Raw genomic sequence first — 16,093 nt, 5'->3', positions numbered from 1 at the left:
TCACTCCCCCGATCTGCCGGTCAGCTCGGCGATCGCGGCGGTGACCCCGCCCGGCCGGTGCGGCACGTCGGCCAGCCGGAGCCCGGCTTCGACGACGCCGAGCGTGCCCAGCAGGGTGGCGTCGTTGAACGCGCCGAGGTGTCCGATGCGGAACACCTTCTTGGCCACTTTGGACAGTCCGGCGCCTAGCGAGGTGTCGAAGTGCTCCAGGATGACCTGCCGCAGGTGGTCGGCGTCGTGCTCGCCGGGCATCAGCACCGCGGTCAGCACGCTGCTGTAGTCGGTTCCGGGCGCGGTTCCCGGTGCGCGGCAAAGGATTTCGAGCCCCCAGGCGCGCACGGCGGCGCGGGTGGCGGCGGCGTGCCGGTCGTGGCGCGCGTAGACCTCGTCCAGCCCTTCCTCGAGCAGCATCGACAGCGCTTCGCGCAGCCCGAAGAGCATGTTGGTGGGCGGGGTGTAGCGGAAGTAGCCCTGCTTGCCCGCGGTCAGCAGCGGCTGCCAGTCCCAGTAGGACTTGGTCAGCCTCGCCGACTGCGCGGCCAGCAGCGCCTTGGCGCTGATCACGTTCAGGCCGATGCCGGGCGGCAGCATCAGGCCCTTCTGCGAGCAGCTGATCGTGACGTCCACGCCCCACTCGTCGTGCCGGTAGTCCATCGAGCCCAGCGAGGAGATCGTGTCCACCAGCAGCAGCGCCGGGTGGCCGGCGGCGTCGATGGCGGCGCGCACCGCGGGGATGTCGCTGACCACGCCGGTGGAGGTCTCGTTGTGCACCACGGCCACGGCCTTGATCCGGTGCTCGGTGTCGGCCCGCAGCCGCTGCTCGACGGCGGCCGGGTCGACGCCGCTGCGCCAGTCTCCCGGGATCGTCTCGGGACGCAGGCCCAGCGAGCTCGCCAGCTCGGACCACTGCTCGGCGAAGTGCCCGGTCTCGTACATCAGCACCGCGTCGCCGGGCGAGAGCGTGTTGACCAGGGCGGCCTCCCACGCCCCGGTTCCCGAGGACGGGTAGAGCACGACGTCGGCGGAAGTGCGTGCCACGGCGCGGAGTTTGTCGAAGACCTCCAGGGCGAGGTCGGCGAAATCCGGGCCCCGGTGGTCGATGGTGGGGTTGGCGATCGCGTGCAGCACCCGGTCGGGAACGTTGGTGGGTCCCGGAATCTGCAGGAAGTGGCGACTGCTGGCAACGGACATTCGATCCTCCACGATGAGGACGCTCTTCCGGAATGTGAAAACCACGTTTCAGTGGCTTGAATTCTGTAGACAGCGAACCGATCATGTCAAGTGGCTCACTTCCGCCTTGACACCTGCTCCACCTGGTCACCGCCGAGAGAACGGCTGGACAACGCGGGAAGGACACGCAGTGCGCAACGAAGCCACCACCGGGCCGATCACCAGCGGACTCGCCTCCGAACTGGCCCGGAACCTCGACGGCAACGTCCGTTTCGACGACTACTCCCGCCACCTCTACTCCACCGACGCGAGCATGTACCGGGTCCGGCCGGTCGGCGTCGTCTTCCCGCGGCACGCCCAGGATGTCGCGACCGCGGTGCGGCTGTGCGCCCAGGCCGGCGTCGCGGTGCTCCCCCGCGGTGCCGGGACGAGCCACTGCGGGCAGACCGTCGGCGAGGCGGTGGTGCTGGACTTCTCCCGCCACATGAACCGGATCCTGGAGCTGGACCCCGATCGCCGGATCGCGCGGGTGCAGCCGGGTCTGGTGCAGGACGAGCTCAACCTCGCGGCGGGCGCGCACGGGCTGTTCTTCGCGCCGGACACCTCGACGAGCAACCGGGCCACGCTCGGCGGCATGATCGGCAACAACTCCTGCGGGTCCCGCTCCGCCCGCTACGGCATGACCATCGACCACGTCGACGGGCTGGAAGTCGTGCTCTCCGATGGAACTCCGGTGTCCCTGGGCGAGCTCTCGGAGTCCGAGCGGATCGCCAAGTCCACATCGGACACCTTGGAGGGCCGGATTCACCGGCGGCTGCCGGAGATCGTCGACGCCGCCCGGCCCGGGCTGGCGCGGCAGTCCCAGCAGTTCTGGCGCCGCGCGGGCGGCTACCGGCTCGACCGGCTGGCCGACGGGCCGTTCGACCTGGCGAAGTTCGTCGTGGGCGCCGAGGGCACCCTGGTCACCGTCACCGAGGCGCTGGTGCGGCTCACCCCGAAACCGAAGGCGACCGTGATGGTCGTCGGGCACTTCGACTCCACCGAGACCTGCATCGCCGGCACCGACGCGGCGATGCGCACCGGGGCCGCCGGGATCGAGATGGTGGACAACTTCATCCTCGACCTGGCGCGGAGATCACCGCAGCACGCGCACCTCTTCGACGCCCTGGAAGGAGATCCGCGGGCGCTGATGTTCGCCGAGTTCTACGGCGAGACCGTCGAGGAAGCCCGTGCCGGAGCCGAGGGACTCGTCGCCGCCTGGCGCACCGAGGGCCACGGCTACGCCACCCGGCTGGCGGCCACCGACGCCGAGCTGGCGCCGCTGCGCGCGCTGCGCAAGTCCGGGCTCGGGCTGCTGATGGCCGCGGGACGCTCCACCGAGCGCTCGGTGGCCTTCGTCGAGGACACCGCCGTGCCGCTGGAGCACCTTGCCGAGTACACCGCGAAGTTCGCCCGGATCCTCGACGACCACGGGCTGCGCGCCGGGTTCTACGGCCACGCCTCCGCCGGGTGCCTGCACGTGCGTCCGTTCATGGACCTCACCCGGCCCGACCAGGTGGCCACCATGCGCCGGGTCGCCGAGGAGGTCTGCGACCTCGCGCTGTCCTACGGCGGGGTGAACTCCAGCGAGCACGGCGACGGCTACGCCCGCAGCGAGTTCAACCGCAGGATCTTCGGCGACACCGTCTACGAGGCCATGCGCGACGTGAAGGCCCTGTTCGACCCCGAAGGGATCATGAACCCGGGCAAGATCGTCGACGCGCCGCCGATGACCGAGAACCTGCGCGAGCCGACCATCCCGGTGGCCGCGTCGCTGGACACCCACTTCGACTTCACCCGCTACGGCGGGATGCGCGGCGAGGCCGAGCGCTGCCAGCGCATCGGGGCCTGCCGCAAGCCCGAGACCTCGGGCGGGGCGATGTGCCCGTCGTTCATGGCCACCCGCGACGAGGAGCACTCCACCCGGGGCCGCGCCAACGCCCTGGTGCTGGCGCTGTCGGAACCCGATCCGCGCGCGGCGCTGGGCGACGAGCGGCTCAAGGAGGTCCTCGACCTGTGCCTGGAGTGCAAGGCCTGCCAGCACGAGTGCCCGATGTCGGTGGACATGGCCACCCTCAAGAGCGAGGCGCTTGCCCAGCACCACGCCCAGCACGGCACCGACCTGCGGAGCCGGATCTTCGGCGCCACCCGGAGGCTCTACCGGCTCGGTGCGATGGCCGCGCCGCTGACCAACCTGCTCGCCCGGCCCAAGCCGGTGCGGGCGCTGCTGCAGAAGGTCGTCGGCATCGACGCGCGCCGCCCGCTGCCCTCCTTCCGCCGGGACGACCTGCTGCGCTGGAACCGCTCCCGGCCCGCCACGCCCACCGCCGACGGGGTCGCACCGGGTGAGCGGGGCGAGGTGGTGTTCCTCGCCGACTCGTTCACCAGCCACACCGAACCGGACATCGGACGAGCCGCGATCCGGCTGCTGGAGCACGCCGGGTGGCGGGTGCGGGTCGAGTCGGGGGTGTGCTGCGCGCGGCCGCAGATCTCGAAGGGCCTGCTCCCCCGGGCCGAGGAGGTCGCCGGGAAGCTCGTCAGCGCGCTCGCGCCGGAGGCCGAGCGGGGTGCGCGGATCGTGGGGTGCGAGCCCTCGTGCGTGTCGACGCTGCGCGACGAGCACCCCAAGCTGCTGGGCGACTCCCGGGTGGCGGGCGCCGCGGGCCTGGTCGAGGACCTGCTGGTCGAGGCGCTCGACGACGGCACGCTGAAGCCGCGGCGGGGGCCGGACGCGGTGCTGTTCCACGGGCACTGCCACCAGAAGGCGGTGCTGGGCACGGCGTCCTCGGTCCGGTTGCTGCGGGCCCTGTCGGAGGTCGAGGTGCTCGACGCCGGGTGCTGCGGGATGGCGGGCTCGTTCGGTTTCGAGACCGAGCACTACGAGATGTCGATGACCATCGGCGGGCAACGCCTGTTCCCGGCCGTCGAGGCCGCGCCCGGTGCGACGGTGGCCGCCACCGGGGTCTCCTGCCGCCAGCAGGTCGCCCACGGCACCGGCCGCCGGGCCAAGCACCCGGTGGAACTCCTCCACGACGCCGTCTTCGGGTGATCTCGGGGTCACCAGGGGACAGTTTTTCCTCAAATTATCCGGACGAAACGGATGTTGATCTCGGGTGATTCGAGGAAAAACCGTCCCCTGCCAAGCACCCCCACCCGAGCACTCCCACGCGGCGGCGTCGCAGCGGTGTCGTGGGTCAGGCGGGCCAGAGGCCGAAGAGGGCGGCGAAGCCTTCGCGCCAGCTGGGCCAGGTCGGCTTCCAGCCGAGGGTTTCGCGGAGGCGGAAGTTGGTCGCGCCGCGCTGCTCGGTGAGCTGGTGGACGGTCAGCCAGTCCAACTGGGACTTGGCCTGGTCCAGGGTCAGCGACACCGGGGCCGGCGCCCCGGCCATGCGGGCGTAGGCCGGAAGCCACTCGCAGGACTCGGCGGGCTCGTTGTCGACGACGTTGTAGGCGCCCGGATCGCCGCCTTCGAGCAGTTCCAGGATCACCCCGGCGGCATCGTCCACATGGGTGAAGGAGGTCAGCCCGACCCCGTCGCCGACCAGCGGCAGCTCGCTGCCGACGACGCGGGCGTGCACGTCACCGCCGGGCGCGTACTGGGTGTCCGGGCCGTACAGCGCGCCGTAGCGCAGCGACACGCCCTCGATGCCGGAGCGGGTAAACAGCTCCTCCTCCATCGAGGCCACCGCCCGCACCAGATCACCCCAGGTGCCGGGCGCGTCCACCCACAGCGGGGATTCCTCGTCGAGCACGTCGTGGCCGTGCGCGCGGTAGGCGGCGGTCATGCCCTGGGCGATGAACCGCCGGGCTCCGGCCGCGACGGCGGCGTCGAGGAGGTTCTTGCCGCCGCGCTCGCGGAGCTTCGCGGTGCGCCGCAACGCCTCCTGTGGATCGGCGGTGCCGAACGCCGAGGATTCGTCGATGACGACGTCGGGAGCGCACCGGCGCAGCTGGATCCGCAGCGCGTCGGGCTCGAGCAGGTCGGCGGCCACGACCTCGTCGGCCGGAAGTTCTTCGAGCCGGTCGGCTCTGCGCGCCAGCGCGGTCACGTGATGACCGCGTTCCCGCAGCTGCGGCAGCAGAGCTCTTCCGACCACACCGGACGCACCGGCGACAACCACACGCAGGGGCATTCCCCGAAACCTCGCATCTGGTCCAACGTCAGCGAGCCCCGAGGCTACCCCGCGACAGCCTGCCCCATCGGGTGAAACGTGCCGGTGATCGGCGAGAGGAAGATCATCTGCGGTGAGCGGCGGACCAGCGGTCGCGGGCCGCCGCTCACCGAGAACCGCAGCGAATCAGACGGTGCGGATGCCGGCTGCCTGAGGACCCTTGGGGCCCTGCGCGATCTCGAACTCCACGCGCTGGTTCTCCTCCAGCGTGCGGAAACCGGTGGCGTCGATGGCGGAGTAGTGGGCGAAGACGTCAGCGCCACCGCCGTCGGGGGTGATGAACCCGTAGCCCTTCTCGGCGTTGAACCACTTGACCGTACCGCTAGCCATTCCTTGTTCTCCCGTTTCTGCTGGCCGGGGTCAACACCGCGCAGACCCCTGGTTGGCAGAGCTGATCACCGGCAGCGCGCGGAGCCAGGCACCACGGCACAAAAAAAGCGCCTGCGTTCTGGGCAGGCACTCTTCCAGTACTGCAAGGACCAAAACCGCAACCACCGGTCACGCTAGCACCGCAGTTGCGGGTTGTCACACGTTGATCGCAGGCGGTCAACATGAGACCGTACCCGGCCCGCCGCAAGACTTTTCGAGTTCGAACGACGCGGTCCCCGGGTCGCGTGAACCCGGGGACCGCGTCGATGGCCGTCAGGGGATGCTCAGCAGCGCCTGCCCGCTCTCCTCGGCGACCCGGTTCTGCTCGGTGCGCTGCTCGGCCAGCATCAGCGCCGCGTCGCGCGGCGTGTGCCCCTCGGCGTCCCAGGACGCCAGCAGCAGCGGGATCTTGGCCAGCATCTCCTCGCGCAGCACCTGGAAGGACAGCACGGGGTCGGCGTCGACCCGCCCGAGCAGCAGCCACCACGCCCACGCCGCGGCACCGGCGTTGGCCACGAAGTCCGGGATGACTGGGATCCCGCGGGAGGCCAGCAGCTCCTCGGCCTCCGGCGTGACCGGGTTGTTGGCCGCCTCCACGATCACCCGCGCCGCCACGTCCGGCACCCGGTCGGTGCCGATCGCGAAGGACACCGCCGCCGGGATCAGCACGTCGACCTCCTGGGAGAGCACCGCGTCGCGCGGCAGCAGCTCCACATCGGCCGGAACCTGGGCCCGGTCGATCTCGCCGAAGCGGTCGCGGGTCTCCAGCAGCGCGGGCACGTCGAGCCCGTCCGGGTGGTAGAGGGTTCCGGCCGCGTCGGCCATCGCCACCACCTTCAGCCCCGCCTCGTGCAGGTAGAAGGCCGCACCGCCGCCCATCGTGCCCACGCCCTGCACGGCCACGGTGGTCTCCTGCGCGACCCAGTCGCGGGCGTGCACGACGCCCAGGCAGCACTGGGCGACGCCGTAGCCGCCGACCACGTCACCGAGCAGCAGCCCGCCCGGCACCGGTGCGTTGAGCCCGGCGCGGACCCGGCGCAGCGTGCGCTCCACGTCCGGGGAGCGGCGGATCGCGGCGTGGTAGGACTGGTGCATCCCCAGCTCCTCGAACGCCTCGTCGATCAGGTGCTGGGGGACGCCGAGGTCCTCGGCGGTCACCCAGTGCGCGTCCAGCCACGGGCGCATCGCCTGGAGGTAGCGCCGGAGAACTCCCTTGGCCTGCGGGTCCTTCGGGTCGCAGTCGATGCCGCCCTTGGCCCCACCCACGGGCAACTCGAAGACAGCGGTTTTGCGGGCCATGCCGCGCGCCAGGTGCTCGACCTCTTCCATCGTGCACCCGGCACGCATCCTGGTCCCGCCGGTGGCGAGACCCGACACCAGGCTGTGCACGACCAGGAAGCCGTTGCTGCCCGTCACCGGGTCCGTCCAGGTCACCTTCATGAGCGGTTCGCCGCCGACGAGTCCCATGGGCGATACCTCCTTTCAGAGCGCATTCGAGACGGAGTAACGCGATCGGGCTACGACGAGATAGGGCGGATATCCGCCCTATGCGTGGTCGTAGCCCGTTCAGCTATGTGCTAATGCGAGGAGTCTGATCGTGGGAAGAAGTTCCGCAGACCGGGTCGGACGCGGGAAGTTGTTCAACTCGGTTCGCATGAGACCACCTCCCGCGTCCGCCCAATGGCTCGAAGCTAAGGCCGGGGACGAGAGATTGTCAACAATCGTCGGTTCGGACAACCGTTACGGCGTCGGAACGGGTGCATGACGGCAGGTAAAACGGGCGTATCCGGTTGCTGCGTAACGAGATCAACTCACCGGCCCCCGCCGGAGCCGGGTTGGTTCTAAGCTCCTTGTCCGAAGGCGCTCGTGATGCCTTCACCCCCGATCCGGAAATCCGGCATTCCGCACTGGACGGGTCGATTCCGGACTCGGGGAACGGCGTGCACCGCCTCGCTGCACGACTGGAAGGATGGGAGTCATGAGCCAACCTGAGCCGCCGGGATCGCTGGATGAAGCCACGCAGCAGCAGTTGATCCAGGAGATCGGCCGGGTGATCGTGCGCGCGCTTCCACCCGGCTGGCACGAGTCCACGACGGAGTACCGCTCCCTCGGCGGCCACGTCGAAACGGTGTGCCGGTTGATCGCGCCGAACGGCAGCGCGATCCCGCTCGCCGCACCGGCGGAGGTCGGCCCGCTGTTCGAGCGGCTGCGCCGCGGCATGTACCAACCGGATCGGGGGACCTGGGTCAGCGCGGTCTACCGGTTGCAGCGGCCGGGCAGCTACGCCGTGGACTTCAACGGCGACCGCGAGCCCGACTGGCAGTCGCCTCCCCCGCCTGCGGCGCGCGCCGAGGAGCTGCGGCTGCACCCGCGCCCCGCGAACGCCACGCCCCCGTGGCTCGCCGGCGGCGAGCAGGCCGCGCCTCCCCAGTCCGAGGGTCCTCAGCTGCGCACCGCGGAGGTCTTCGACGACCGCGGCAACCCGATCACCGAGCGTGCCGAGATCGGCCGCGCGGAAGCCGATCGGGTGGCGGCGTACCTGGAGACGGCCCCGGTCGTGCTGGCCGCGCGCAGCTACGACGACGACCGGCTGGACCGGCAGCGCACCGGCGTCGTGCCGATGACCTTCCACACCGACGGCACCTGGATCTGGCCGGGCGCGGTGGCCTACTACCTGCGCCAGCACGGCGTGGCCCCCGAGCCCGACCTGCTCAACCACATCCGCGCCCGCGGCTTCCAGCTCCCCGAGGTCACCGAACCCCAGCGCGAGCGGGCGGTCGCCGCCATAACGGGCGAGCGCGTCTAGTCCGCCTGTCCGGAACTGACCAGCGCCACCGCACCGTCCTGCTGCGACAATCAGCTCATGGTCGGTGAGGTGGCGTTCGTCGGTGGTCCGGTGGCCACGATGGACGCCGCCCGGTCGTTCACCGACGCGGTGCTGGTGCGCGGCGGACGGATCGCGGCGCTGGGCGAGCGGGCGGTGCGGGAGCGGATCGGTCCCCGCACCGAGGTGGTGCCGCTGGGCGGGCGGCTGCTGCTGCCGGGCTTCCACGACGCGCACGTGCACCCGGTCTTCGGCGGGCTGCTGCGCGGGCGCTGCGATCTCTCCGACGCCGTCTCGGCGGCCGACTGCCTGCGGCTGATCTCCGAGCACCTCACCGCGCACCCGGACTCGCCCTGGCTGCTCGGCGGCGGCTGGGAGATGGCGCAGTTCCCGGGCGGCACCCCGACCCGGCGCGCCCTGGACTCGGTGACCGGCGACCGGCCCGCGTACCTGGTCAACCGCGATCACCACGGGGCGTGGGTGAACTCGGTGGCGCTGCGGTTGGCGGGCATCGACCGGCACACGCCGGATCCGCCGGACGGGCGCATCGAGCGCGATCCGGCCGGGCGTCCCGACGGCACCCTGCACGAGGGCGCGACCCGCCTGATGGAGCACGTGCTGCCGGTGGCGGGCGCCCGGGAGCACCTCGACGCCCTGGCCGAGGGGCAGCGGCACCTGCACGCGCGCGGGGTGACCTCGTGGCACGACGCGATCATCGGCCGCTACCTCGGCAACGAGGACCTGCTGAGCACCTACGTCACCGCCGACGAGCGGGGGCTGCTCACCGGCAAGGTGCGGGGCGCGCTGTGGTGGGACCGCGATCGCGGGCCGGAGCAGGTCCCGGAGCTGGTGGAGCGCCGGGAGAAGGCGCGGGGCGAGCGGTTCCGGGCCGAGGCGGTCAAGATCATGCAGGACGGGGTGTGCGAGAACGCCACGGCCGCGCTGCGGCTGCCCTACCTGGGAGGGGACGGCAGGGGCCTGTCGTTCGTGCCTCCGGAGGCGTTGGCGGAGGCGGTGCCCGCGCTGACCGCCGAGCGCTTCGGGCTGCACTTCCACGCGGTGGGCGACCGGGCGGTGCGCGACGCGCTGGACGCGGTCCGCGGCAGCGACCCCGCGCTGCGTCACCAGATCGCCCACGCCCAGGTGGTCCACCCGGGTGACCTCCCCCGGTTCCGGGAACTCGGTGTGGCCGCGACGATCCAGCCGCGGTGGGCGGCCCGGGACGCGGCGATGACGGAGCTGACCACACCCCGGCTGGGCCACACCCGCACCTCCTGGCAGTACCCGTTCCGCTCGCTGCGCGCGGCCGGCGCGGTGTTGGCGGCGGGCAGCGATTGGCCGGTGTCGGAGGCCGATCCGATGCTCGGCGTGCACGTGGCGGTCAACCGCCGCGAGCCGGGTTCGGACGATCCTCTGAGCCCGGAGGAGGCGTTGGAGCTGGTCGACGCGCTGGTGGCCTGGACGGCGGGCGCGGCGTGGGTGAACCACGTCGAGGACAGCACCGGCACGATCGAGGTCGGCAAGGCCGCCGACCTGGTGCTGCTGGACGCCGACCCGTTCGCGCTGCCTGCGACCGAGATCGCCTCCTGCGGGGTGGAGCTGACGATGGTCGACGGTGTGATCGTGCACCAGCGGTGATCTTGGGATTGGGCCGGGCGGGCGATGTCGAATCCCGATCGTGTGCCAACGGCGGTCAGGCATTGGCCGCGCTGCGCGTGACTGGTTGCGTCTGCGTACGACGGTGCACATCCCCTGGGAGGCCGCTGACCCATGTCGTTCCGACTGCCCGAGTTCTACCTGTCCTACCCGGCCCGCCTGAACCCGAACCTGCAGCGGGCGCGCGAGCACACCAAGCAGTGGGCCCGGCGCATGGAGATGATCGACGTCCCGCAGCAGGGCAAGGAGATCTGGACCGAGGCGGATCTGGATCGCGACGACTACGCGCTGCTGTGCGCCTACACCCACCCCGATTGCGATGGTGACGAGCTCGACCTGGTCACCGACTGGTACGTGTGGGTGTTCTACTTCGACGACCACTTCGTCGAGCTCTACAAGCGCGATCCCGACCTCACCGCCGCCCGCGAGCACCTCGATCGGCTGCGCGCGTTCATGCCGGTGGAGGGCGAGATCACCGAGGAGCCGACGAACCCGGTCGAGGCCGGTCTGGCGGACCTGTGGCGGCGCACGGTGCCGTCGATGAGCGTCGACTGGCGCCGCCGCTTCGCCGAGAGCACCAAGGCGCTGCTGGACGAATCGCTGTGGGAGCTGCACAACATCAGCGAGGGCCGGCTGTCCAACCCCATCGAGTACATCGAGATGCGCCGCAAGGTCGGCGGCGCCCCGTGGTCGGCGAACCTGGTCGAGCACGCGGTGGGCGTGGAGGTCCCGGCCGAGCTGGCCGGGACGCGACCGCTGGAGGTCCTGCGCGACACGTTCTCCGACGCGGTGCACCTGCGCAACGACCTGTTCTCCTACGAGCGCGAGGTCACCGACGAGGGCGAGCTGAGCAACGGCGTGCTGGTCTTCGAGAAGTTCCTGGGCGTCGACACCCAGGAGGCGGCCGAGACGGTCAACGACCTGCTGACCTCCCGGATGCACCAGTTCGAGCACACCGCCATCACCGAGATCCCGAGGCTGCTCGACGAGCACGGGGTGGATCCGGCCGGGCGGTTCGCGGTGCTGGGCTACGCGAAGGGCTTGCAGGACTGGCAGTCCGGCGGCCACGAGTGGCACATGGCCTCCGGCCGCTACCCCGAGGGCGGCGGGTCGACGGCGGTGCTGGGCGGTCCGACGGGCCTGGGCACGGCAGGCGCCTACATCGCCAAGTCGCTGGCTTCGACCGCGCCGCAACGACTTCGGAGCTTCAGCCACGTCCCGTACCAGGCGGTGGGCCCGGTGCGGCGACCGCGGCTGGAGGTGCCGTTCGAGCTGCGCCTGTGCCCGCACCTGGACGAGGCCCGCGAGCACGCGGTGGACTGGTCGCGGGAGATGGGGATGTTCGCCGAGGTCCAGCCGGTGTGGGACGAGGAGGCGGTGCGGTTCAACGACCTGCCGCTGTGCGCGGCCGGGCTCGACCCGGACGCGAGCCTGGAGGAGCTGGACCTGGCCTCGCACTGGCTGGTGTGGGGCACCTACGGCGACGACCTCTACCCGCAGCGCTACGGCCACGCCCGCGACATCACCGGCGCGAAGGCGCAGAACGAGCGGTTGAAGCAGGTCATGACCGACTCGGGCGAGCCGGGGATCGTGCCGGTGAACATGATGGAGCGCGGTCTGGCGGACCTGTGGCGGCGCACGACGGCGCCGATGAACGCCCGGGAGCGGGCGTCGTTGCGGGACGCGGTCAACGTCATGATCGACAGCTGGGTGTGGGAGCTGGACAACCAGGCGCTCAACCACATCCCGGACCCGGTGGACTACGTGGAGATGCGGCGGGCCACGTTCGGCTCGGACATGACGATGAGCCTGGCCCGCTTCTCGCACGGCGACGTGGTCCCGCCGGAGCTGTACGAGACGCGGGCGGTGCAGAACCTGGAGAACTCGGCGATCGACTGCGCGACCCTGCTCAACGACGTGTTCTCCTACCGCAAGGAGATCGAGTTCGAGGGCGAGGTGCACAACGCGGTCCTGGTGGTGCGGAACTTCCTGGGCTGCGACCAGGATCGCGCCTTCGAGATCGTGCACGAGCTGTTCGACGCCCGGATGTCGCAGTTCCAGCACGTCATCGAGGTGGAACTGCCCGCCCTGTACGAGGAGCGCCAGGTGTCGCCGGAGGCGCGGGAGGCGCTGAACGAGCACGCCGAGGAGCTCCAGGACTGGCTGGCCGGCATCCTCAACTGGCACGAGAAGGTGGCCCGCTACCGGGATGAGGAGCCGCGGCACAACGCCCCGATGAGCGGACTCCGCGCGTTCTACGCGCCGTCGACGCCGTGGGATCCCGTGCTGGGCTGAATCCCCGTGTCGGGCTGAATCATGGCCCGCCACGCGGCTTCTCCGATGGCGGCGGCGGCTTCGACGCCGTCGCCGCCTCGGTAGCCCTTGGTCGAGACCGGGTCGGTGAGCCGGTCGATGAGCACGGCGAGCACGACCTGCGGTGTGTCGTCGGTGCTGAGCAGGGCGACGTCGTGGCGCAGCCCCTTGATCTCGCCGGTCTTGTTCCAGCAGCGCGCGTTCTCCGGCAGCCGCAACGGGATTCGGTCCACGACCTGCTGGCGGGCGAGCACGTCCAGCGCGTGCTCGGTCTGCCGGGCGGGCAAGGCCTCGCCCCCGGCGAGGGCGGCCATGACGCGCGCCTGGTCGAGCGCGGTGGTCTGCAGGAGTCCCGGTGACTCGGTGTCCATGATGTGCCGCTCGACCCGGGTGCCGGTGCACCCGAGGTCGGCGATGCAGTCGGCGATCGCGGGGAACCCGACCTCGTCGATGACGGCGTTGGTGGCCCCGTTGTCGCTGACGACGATCATGAGCGCGATGAGGTCCCGCAGGGACACCGCTGCGACGCTGGGCATCTCGAACAGCACCCCGGTCCCCCGGATCCGCTCGCGCGGCAGCTCCACGAGCCGGTCCAGGTCGAGCCGCCCGTCGGCGACGGCCCGCAGCGCGGCGATCATGACCAGCACCTTGATGGTGCTCGCCGAGTGCTTCTCGACCTCGGCCCCGCGCAGCACGGGCACGCCCTCGCGCAGGTCCCAGCTCGCGATCCCCACGCGCCCGGGAAACTCCAACCCCGCCAACTCGGCCTCGAACCGCGCCGCGTACCCCACTCGTGACCTCCTGATCGTCTCCCCCACCAGCAAAGCACACCACCCGCGAGGTCAACGCCCGCAACACGGGCACGCGCACGCCGAGAAGTGGTTCTCCACGTGCACCTCCAGCGCGTCCCACGCGATCTGCGCCAGCTCCGCCACGACCCGGAAGCACCCCGGCCCACCGATCGGGCACACGAGCCAATTCCGCCCCTCGATCAGAACCGCGTCGCACTCCCGAGCACGACACATCGCCAACGAATCCAGCGACCCCATCACCATGATCCGAAGGTAGAAGCCGAAAGAACCGAGAATCCACTTCTAGTCACGCATCCGCATAAACTCCCCCGCCACAGAATCCAAAATCTCCCTAGCCCCATTTCCGGACACAGCCCGTTCCCAAAAGGGCTCGAAGCAGATTCGAGTGATAGTCGGAAACGGTGGGCACGGTCTTGCCGGATTCGATGCGGCTGATCTTCGGTTGCGACATGGCAGCGCGAGCGGCCAGCCTCTCCCCCGAGAGCCCGGCCGCTTTGCGCAGCTGCTTCAGCGTGTCAGCAAGGTTCTTGCGGTGCTGATCGTTGTCAGGTCCGAGCATTCCACTCACTGAGCGGGACGGCGTGAGCCAACGCCCGCTCTCGCAATTCCAGGTACTGCGTCAGGTCCGGGTCCTCGATCCGCTCGAGGTTGATGAGCGTACCGTCCGACTCGAAGTTGAGGTGGACGACGATCGAGTCGTCGAAGATCCAGAAATCCTGATCAGGCAGATCGAGGTCGAGCTCGGTCACGTCGAGGATCCGGATGTCCTCGCCCGCCTCGATGTTGCCCGGGATGCCCCAATCCAGCTGGTAGCGCAGGTATTCGCTCAACGGGCGACGAACCACGCGAGCACGGCCGATGCTGCGGTCGGATCCGACGATCTCCCCGACCGTGCCGTGCCAGCGGATGTTGTGGTCCTCGGGCTGAGGTTCACCCACACGCCAGCGACGGATTCCGTCCTGCTCCCGCGGCATCGTGTAGGTCTGCTGGCACTCGAACCGCCAGGCGGACCGCTTGCACTCGTCGAAAAGCCTACCCAGCTCTTCCCCGCTCACGATCACTTCAAGGCCTCCCTCAGACAGCTCGGCTCTCCGGGCCGAGCACGACGCGGTTGCGGTTCTACTCGGGCTCTCGCTCGAACTCGCCGGCCACCGAGGCGAGGATCTCTCTCGCCTCGGCATTCGACGCAGCCCGTTCCCGGAAGTAGTTGAAGATGTTCAGGTGGTGACTGATATCGCGGTAGTCGCGCAGTGCGACGGTTCCGGAGAACATCTCGACGGTCACCAATCGCTCGTCGTACACCACGAAGATGTTCAGCGGTGGTGACGTGATCGAGGCCGAGTTCGGCAAGATGGCGAGGTCCACATTCGGCCGCTCGGACACCTCGGCCATGTGCCGAAGCTGCTCCACCATCACCGAAGCCGGTGCTTGTTTCAGTCGCACGGCCTGCTCCGACAGCAGGAAGTGGAACGACCGGGTTTCGTCGTCGAGGACCTCGTGCGCATCCATCCGGCTGCTCACCGCGCGCTCGACATCTCTCGCGGGATCACTTTCGATGGCCGGAGTGAGCACGCTTCTGGCGTAATCGGCGGTCTGGAGGAGCCCCGACGGAATGATCGGCAGGAAGTGGCGCACCGTTCTGGACGACTGGCACAGGGCCTTGATCTCGGCTTGGCGTCGCCAAATCCCCAGCCGGGCCGCCGAGCGAGCCGATACGTAGTCGACGTTGGCCGCCCGCGCCGCTTCCAGGATGTCGCGCTGAGCATCGGCGGGAACTTCGAGCGCCAGCATGATCCGCTCGACATCGGCCACGCTCGGAATGGTGCGGCCCGACTCGATCCTGCTGATCTTCGACTGGGACATCGCAGCACGAGCGGCCAGTCTCTCACCGGAGAGACCGGCTGCTCTGCGCATGTGCCTCAGCGTTGCCGCCAGGTCCTTGCGATCGCGCTTCTCGTTGTCAGGTTCCAGCATGGAAATCGCTGAACGGAACAGCGTGCGCGAGTGCCGTGTCACGCCACTTCCGGTACGTCGACAGGTCCGGGTTCTCCTGCTGTTCCAGGTTGATCAGGGTGCCGTCCGGGTTGAAGTTGAGGTCGACCACGATCTCGTCGTCGAAGATCCAGAAGTCCTGGTCGGGCAGCTCGAGCTCGACATCGGTCACATCCAGGATCCGGACGTCTTCCCCGGCCCGGGTGTTGCCGGGAATCACCCAGTCGAACTGGTGCCGCAGGTATTCGGTGAACGGCCTGCGCACCACGCGGACCCGACCCACCGACACGCCTCGCTCGACATATCCCGCGACGCGCCCGTGCCACGCGGAGTTGAAATCGTCGGGCATGGGTTCCCCAGCACGCCAGAGCTCCAGTTCCTCCTGTTCGCCCGGCATGGTGTAGGTCGGCTGCGCTTCGAACCGCCACGCTGATCGTCGGCATTCCGCGAACCGCTCGCGCAGGTTCGACAGGATCACTTCGCAACCTCCTGGAGGGCTTCGACAGCTGAGAGGACGACTTCCGGAGGCAGCTCGACGGCCGTCTCCCCCGCTCCCAGGGTGAGTCCTTCGGTCGGCGGATTCACCACCGCCCCTTGAATCACCGCCGTCCCCCGGTCAGAAATGTACACAGCAGGGCAGTTGTCGTCCTTGCATTCGGTTACCTTGGTCAGCTTCATGGAGCCACAGGTTGCCGGGGTTGCGGGGGCTGTTCAAGCGCGTGCGCGTTTTATGCACGATGTTGGGT

At 69.9% G+C, this 16,093-nt stretch carries 14 protein-coding genes; 4 read left to right on the top strand and 10 right to left on the bottom strand.

All coding sequences use genetic code 11. The annotated features are described in order from the left end of the window. Window positions 1–1,191, bottom strand: a complete 1,191-nt coding sequence (locus BM424_RS24470) for a pyridoxal-phosphate-dependent aminotransferase family protein (RefSeq protein WP_093422527.1) — start codon at window positions 1,189–1,191, stop codon at window positions 1–3. Between the two features lie 169 nt (window positions 1,192–1,360). Here BM424_RS24470 and BM424_RS24465 point away from each other — a divergent pair, with 169 nt between their 5' ends. Then, complete coding sequence (locus tag BM424_RS24465) at window positions 1,361–4,258, top strand: FAD-binding and (Fe-S)-binding domain-containing protein (RefSeq protein ID WP_245776104.1); 2,898 nt, start codon at window positions 1,361–1,363, stop codon at window positions 4,256–4,258. Window positions 4,259–4,403: 145 nt separating this feature from the next. Here BM424_RS24465 and BM424_RS24460 read toward each other — a convergent pair whose 3' ends face one another. The 3 genes from BM424_RS24460 to BM424_RS24450 form a co-directional block, all read right to left on the bottom strand. Continuing rightward, a complete protein-coding gene (locus BM424_RS24460; RefSeq protein ID WP_093422521.1) occupies window positions 4,404–5,342 on the bottom strand; it encodes an NAD-dependent epimerase/dehydratase family protein in 939 nt (312 codons plus the stop codon). A gap of 165 nt (window positions 5,343–5,507) precedes the next feature. Then, window positions 5,508–5,711, bottom strand: coding sequence for a cold-shock protein (locus BM424_RS24455; protein ID WP_093422519.1), 204 nt, complete (start codon window positions 5,709–5,711; stop codon window positions 5,508–5,510). Between the two features lie 312 nt (window positions 5,712–6,023). Beyond that, window positions 6,024–7,217, bottom strand: a complete 1,194-nt coding sequence (locus tag BM424_RS24450; protein ID WP_093422516.1) for a Glu/Leu/Phe/Val family dehydrogenase — start codon at window positions 7,215–7,217, stop codon at window positions 6,024–6,026. 511 nt (window positions 7,218–7,728) lie between these two features. On the opposite strand from BM424_RS24450, the gene BM424_RS24445 reads away from it, so the two are divergent. The 3 genes from BM424_RS24445 (at window position 7,729) to BM424_RS24435 (ending at window position 12,525) form a co-directional block, all read left to right on the top strand. Further along, complete coding sequence (locus tag BM424_RS24445) at window positions 7,729–8,556, top strand: hypothetical protein (protein WP_093422514.1); 828 nt, start codon at window positions 7,729–7,731, stop codon at window positions 8,554–8,556. A gap of 57 nt (window positions 8,557–8,613) precedes the next feature. Next, window positions 8,614–10,212, top strand: a complete 1,599-nt coding sequence (locus BM424_RS24440) for an amidohydrolase (protein WP_093422511.1) — start codon at window positions 8,614–8,616, stop codon at window positions 10,210–10,212. A gap of 132 nt (window positions 10,213–10,344) precedes the next feature. Beyond that, window positions 10,345–12,525, top strand: a complete 2,181-nt coding sequence (locus tag BM424_RS24435) for a terpene synthase family protein (RefSeq protein ID WP_093422508.1) — start codon at window positions 10,345–10,347, stop codon at window positions 12,523–12,525. Here the strand turns inward: BM424_RS24435 and BM424_RS24430 are convergent. From BM424_RS24430 to BM424_RS24400, 6 genes are all read right to left on the bottom strand, one after another. After that, window positions 12,486–13,277, bottom strand: coding sequence for a serine hydrolase (locus tag BM424_RS24430; RefSeq protein WP_245776103.1), 792 nt, complete (start codon window positions 13,275–13,277; stop codon window positions 12,486–12,488). The two genes, BM424_RS24435 and BM424_RS24430, sit on opposite strands and share 40 nt — an antisense overlap. A gap of 409 nt (window positions 13,278–13,686) precedes the next feature. Continuing rightward, a complete protein-coding gene (locus BM424_RS24420) occupies window positions 13,687–13,914 on the bottom strand; it encodes a helix-turn-helix domain-containing protein (RefSeq protein ID WP_093422502.1) in 228 nt (75 codons plus the stop codon). Then, window positions 13,901–14,410, bottom strand: coding sequence for a DUF6879 family protein (locus tag BM424_RS24415; protein WP_245776102.1), 510 nt, complete (start codon window positions 14,408–14,410; stop codon window positions 13,901–13,903). Before BM424_RS24415 ends, BM424_RS24420 begins: the two co-directional genes overlap by 14 nt. Before the next feature lie 64 nt (window positions 14,411–14,474). Beyond that, a complete protein-coding gene (locus BM424_RS24410; protein ID WP_093422497.1) occupies window positions 14,475–15,329 on the bottom strand; it encodes a helix-turn-helix domain-containing protein in 855 nt (284 codons plus the stop codon). Further along, window positions 15,316–15,825: a DUF6879 family protein gene (locus tag BM424_RS24405; protein ID WP_093422494.1), complete on the bottom strand. Its 510-nt coding sequence runs from the start codon at window positions 15,823–15,825 to the stop codon at window positions 15,316–15,318. Before BM424_RS24405 ends, BM424_RS24410 begins: the two co-directional genes overlap by 14 nt. Continuing rightward, window positions 15,822–16,025 carry a hypothetical protein gene (locus tag BM424_RS24400; RefSeq protein ID WP_093422492.1) on the bottom strand — a complete coding sequence of 68 codons (204 nt, stop codon included), beginning with the start codon at window positions 16,023–16,025 and terminating at the stop codon, window positions 15,822–15,824. The genes BM424_RS24405 and BM424_RS24400 overlap by 4 nt, the downstream gene beginning before the upstream one ends. Window positions 16,026–16,093: the final 68 nt, after the last annotated feature.

This window comes from Saccharopolyspora flava (genome assembly GCF_900116135.1).
Classification (GTDB): Bacteria; Actinomycetota; Actinomycetes; order Mycobacteriales; family Pseudonocardiaceae; genus Saccharopolyspora; species Saccharopolyspora flava.
This window is presented reverse-complemented; position numbering and strand designations above follow the sequence as displayed.

Bases quoted from the DNA above. Each gene is read 5' to 3' on its own strand.
- BM424_RS24470 (WP_093422527.1), bottom strand. From the start codon at position 1,191: ATGTCCGTTGCCAGCAGTCGCCACTTCCTGCAGATTCCGGGACCCACC.
- BM424_RS24460 (WP_093422521.1), bottom strand. From the start codon at position 5,342: ATGCCCCTGCGTGTGGTTGTCGCCGGTGCGTCCGGTGTGGTCGGAAGA.
- BM424_RS24455 (WP_093422519.1), bottom strand. From the start codon at position 5,711: ATGGCTAGCGGTACGGTCAAGTGGTTCAACGCCGAGAAGGGCTACGGG.
- BM424_RS24450 (WP_093422516.1), bottom strand. From the start codon at position 7,217: ATGGGACTCGTCGGCGGCGAACCGCTCATGAAGGTGACCTGGACGGAC.
- BM424_RS24445 (WP_093422514.1), top strand. From the start codon at position 7,729: ATGAGCCAACCTGAGCCGCCGGGATCGCTGGATGAAGCCACGCAGCAG.
- BM424_RS24440 (WP_093422511.1), top strand. From the start codon at position 8,614: ATGGTCGGTGAGGTGGCGTTCGTCGGTGGTCCGGTGGCCACGATGGAC.
- BM424_RS24435 (WP_093422508.1), top strand. From the start codon at position 10,345: ATGTCGTTCCGACTGCCCGAGTTCTACCTGTCCTACCCGGCCCGCCTG.
- BM424_RS24420 (WP_093422502.1), bottom strand. From the start codon at position 13,914: ATGCTCGGACCTGACAACGATCAGCACCGCAAGAACCTTGCTGACACG.
- BM424_RS24410 (WP_093422497.1), bottom strand. From the start codon at position 15,329: ATGCTGGAACCTGACAACGAGAAGCGCGATCGCAAGGACCTGGCGGCA.
- BM424_RS24400 (WP_093422492.1), bottom strand. From the start codon at position 16,025: ATGAAGCTGACCAAGGTAACCGAATGCAAGGACGACAACTGCCCTGCT.